This window comes from Candidatus Planktophila sp., assembly GCF_040402315.1.
Lineage (GTDB): Bacteria > Actinomycetota > Actinomycetes > Nanopelagicales > Nanopelagicaceae > Planktophila.
Genome location: NZ_JBBAMU010000050.1, coordinates 1 through 3,041, shown reverse-complemented (window position 1 = coordinate 3,041; position 3,041 = coordinate 1). Strand labels below are relative to the sequence as shown.

Genomic DNA, 3,041 nt, shown 5'->3' with positions numbered 1-3,041 from the left:
TCGCTCAGGATGGACACCTTCTTTTTTGACCGCCTGCTCGGCAGAGGCCTTGGGTCGATTGGATTTCATCTTCAACTTCATTTCTTAAGTTGAAAGATGAACCCGAACACTCCTCTAATCAAGTACCACTATTTGTTTCACATACGCTGACGTCATGTAAGTTGAGGTGGTGAGTTATCTTGACGATGACTGATTATTAAACCCCAGCTTATTTGCAATATCGCGAAAGCGGGTAAACAAATCATCCCGATTTAAGCCTCCCAAATTGAGGACGGCATACCGATAACTGCCCAGCCAGCGAATTTCTCGCTGCAAACTCGCACCCTTTTTTAAATACAACATTAAATTCGCATCTGGATAGGAGTTGAGGGCTTTTTCTAAATCAAGCGAATTCGGTTTGTGCTCCGGTGCGAGTGCGGAAAACTGACGAAAGACAAAACTAGCAGCCGACTGAAATTGGCCCTTACCTATTTCCACAGGCGGTTTATCCCCAACGGCAAGCGCAAAAAGAATGTCATAGGGGTTATAGCCGTCAACCCGTTGATATAGATTAGCTAATTGCGATGCCATGCGGGGATTAATTTCAATTATTTTTAATTGATCATCGACCGCGTTATAAATGAACTCGATATTAAAAAATCCATGATGAAAGTTAAGTGCCTCTAATACTTTTTGGGCAAGCGCAGTGGCGCGTCGCTGGATCGGTTTTGGCAACTGTGAAGGATATTCAAACCGCATAAAGGCTTGGGTTCCGGGATACATGATCCCATCAATCGTACCCAGAAAATTGACTCGCCCTTGATCGCAATAGCCATCAATCGAGAGCTGTTGGCCGGTCATGATTTCTTCGGCAATCATGCCGTTCGGATTGATCTTTAGGGGCGTATAAAAGGCCATGAGATCCGCAAAGGGCTTGACTAAGCGGCGAATGAGCCACTCCTCTAAAAAACCAAAGCGCAAATGCTTGGCTAAATTCTCTGGGTTCTGAATGATTTTGGCCAGTACCGAGTAGGTAGCTTTAATCGGTTTAACAAAAAATGGATAAGGTAAATCAATTGGCTTTTCATGCTGGAAGGGAAACGGGATGTATGTAAAACGCGGTACGGCCTGTGGCACGATCTTTTCTTGAACCATGCGGCTGTAGTATTTGTGCTGGCATGCCAAAACGACCAAGGGATTGTTTCCGGGTAAGCCCAAGCGTTCAGCGAGTACGGCAGCAATCAAGGTACCAAATTGCTCATGATTACTCACCACCCCGTCTAGACCCATCGAACGGTACTTTTTCTCAAGCCGACGAATGTATGGCAAGACACGAAAACTGAGTATCTGGACATTTTGGGGGAAGCGATTTAAATCAAAACCCTCAAAGTAGAACTGATAGCGACCCTTACCTTGCAAGGCCTCAATCGATACTTGGTCCCAATCCTTGGCAAACAAAATGAGGATTTTTTTCATTGGTAAAGCTTTGGCACGGTATTTTCTCTGCTGTGGGTTCGCAAAGCCATCTCCTCAAAGCGCTTTTGTACCCGCTGATCCATAGAGTTATCAACTACCACAAGTGGGTTCACCGATTGAGGTCTACAGAAACTGATAGCTTGCACTGATTACAAATCCTCTTTTGACAAGGAAAACTTGAATCGAAATGGTATTTCCTTGGCTGTGGCCAAGATTAGTCCATAACAAGAAACACCCCAAACAACCAGACCGAAGGATTTGGTGCAATGTCGTTTGTAGTCCAATTTTTTCTGGCTTACAGCCTTGTTGTGAGATCGGTCAACCAATCTGGTGAAATTTTCACTAAAAAAGCCTCAATAGATTTATCTAAACCGCTGAACACTAAAGCGCCAATGAGTATTAAAAAACCACCCAGAAATTTTTTACCCAAGATACTTGCTTGGCCTAAGCCGCCTTTTACTTTTTGGAGGGCAGTACGGGATAAGACGCCAAGTATGGCTAGTGGCAAGCCAGCACCGATGCCGAAAATTAGCATCACAAAAATAATTTTTTCCAAGTCCTTTCCTTGACTCGCTAGCGTAATCGCTGCCCCAAGGGTTGGGCCAACACACGGTGTCCAAACCAAGCCGAGCAGTGCCCCAATCAGAAATTGACCCAATAAACCATCTATTCTGACCTTGGTCAATAGGGTATTACCGACCCCACTGATTCCCGATAGGGCCATGGAAAGCCTTTCCTGTAATGACCCCGAGATTAAAACAATTCCAATTATTCCCATCAAAATAGCAGCGAAAGTACGAAAATTATCTTGGGCAAAATCAATCTGAGAGCCAAGGCTTGCTAGCGCAGTGCCGATAACTGCAAACGATAGGGTCAGCCCGCTAGCCAGTGTGATTGGACCAAAGCGATGCTGATTGGTAGCAGCGCTTAGGATGATTGGAAGAATAGGTAAGACGCATGGCGAGAGCGTTGATAAAACCCCCGCTAGAAATGCAAAGAAAAATGAGACAGACCCAAATTCCATTAAATTGCCTGTTTGGTCAATTTGGCAATGGTTGACTCTTTGGTATCTCCCGTGCCACGCGCAGTTTCTTTGCCGTCCTTAAAAACAATAATCGTGCTTTGCGAGCGAACCTTGAGCGTCTTTAAAAGATCCTTTTGGGTATCAAAGTTAATCTGATAAAAAACAACATTTTTGTACTGAGGATCTTTCATGAGGTCAATAAGAACTTTATCTTGTGATTTACAAGTTGGGCACCAATCGGCATACACCGCAATCACTGCAGATTTGCCTTTACTTTCGATTTCGGCAAACTGAGCGGCGCTCAAAGGTGTAGCGTTGGCAAATACCTGAGTGGCAATGAAGGCTCCTAAGCCAAATACAAAATGGAGAATGAATTTCATTGTGCGTTTTCCTAATAGTCCGATGGACATAATATTTTATCTTGAATCATGATTTATTCGGCGACCAAATTGAATTGATTTTGGCGGTAAAGTCATCTAAGAGCACAAGCTTCTTGAAGATCTAGGTCAGCGAATTCGCGATGTTCGACAGGGGCCCGATGGTTGGTTATATGTGCTCACTG

General features: G+C 44.3%; 3 protein-coding genes and 1 pseudogene. 1 reads left to right on the top strand and 3 read right to left on the bottom strand.

The features are described 5' to 3' along the window. Nucleotides 1-174 precede the first annotated feature (174 nt). From AC9UEP_RS05805 to AC9UEP_RS05795, 3 genes are all read right to left on the bottom strand, one after another. Complete coding sequence (locus AC9UEP_RS05805) at nt 175-1,455, bottom strand: ATP-grasp domain-containing protein (RefSeq protein WP_509545013.1); 1,281 nt, start codon at nt 1,453-1,455, stop codon at nt 175-177. A gap of 295 nt (nt 1,456-1,750) precedes the next feature. Beyond that, nucleotides 1,751-2,479 (bottom strand): cytochrome c biogenesis CcdA family protein, encoded by a 729-nt coding sequence (locus AC9UEP_RS05800; RefSeq protein ID WP_509545010.1) that lies wholly within the window; start codon nt 2,477-2,479, stop codon nt 1,751-1,753. After that, nucleotides 2,479-2,859 (bottom strand): thioredoxin family protein, encoded by a 381-nt coding sequence (locus AC9UEP_RS05795; protein WP_481674788.1) that lies wholly within the window; start codon nt 2,857-2,859, stop codon nt 2,479-2,481. The genes AC9UEP_RS05800 and AC9UEP_RS05795 overlap by 1 nt, the downstream gene beginning before the upstream one ends. A 100-nt stretch (nt 2,860-2,959) precedes the next feature. On the opposite strand from AC9UEP_RS05795, the pseudogene AC9UEP_RS05790 reads away from it, so the two are divergent. Beyond that, nucleotides 2,960-3,041 (top strand): annotated as a pseudogene (locus tag AC9UEP_RS05790) (PQQ-dependent sugar dehydrogenase); the annotation flags it as partial.

Coding starts and splice junctions, on each gene's coding strand:
- AC9UEP_RS05800 (WP_509545010.1), bottom strand. CDS start 2,479: ATGGAATTTGGGTCTGTCTCATTTTTCTTTGCATTTCTAGCGGGGGTT.
- AC9UEP_RS05805 (WP_509545013.1), bottom strand. CDS start 1,455: ATGAAAAAAATCCTCATTTTGTTTGCCAAGGATTGGGACCAAGTATCG.
- AC9UEP_RS05795 (WP_481674788.1), bottom strand. CDS start 2,859: ATGAAATTCATTCTCCATTTTGTATTTGGCTTAGGAGCCTTCATTGCC.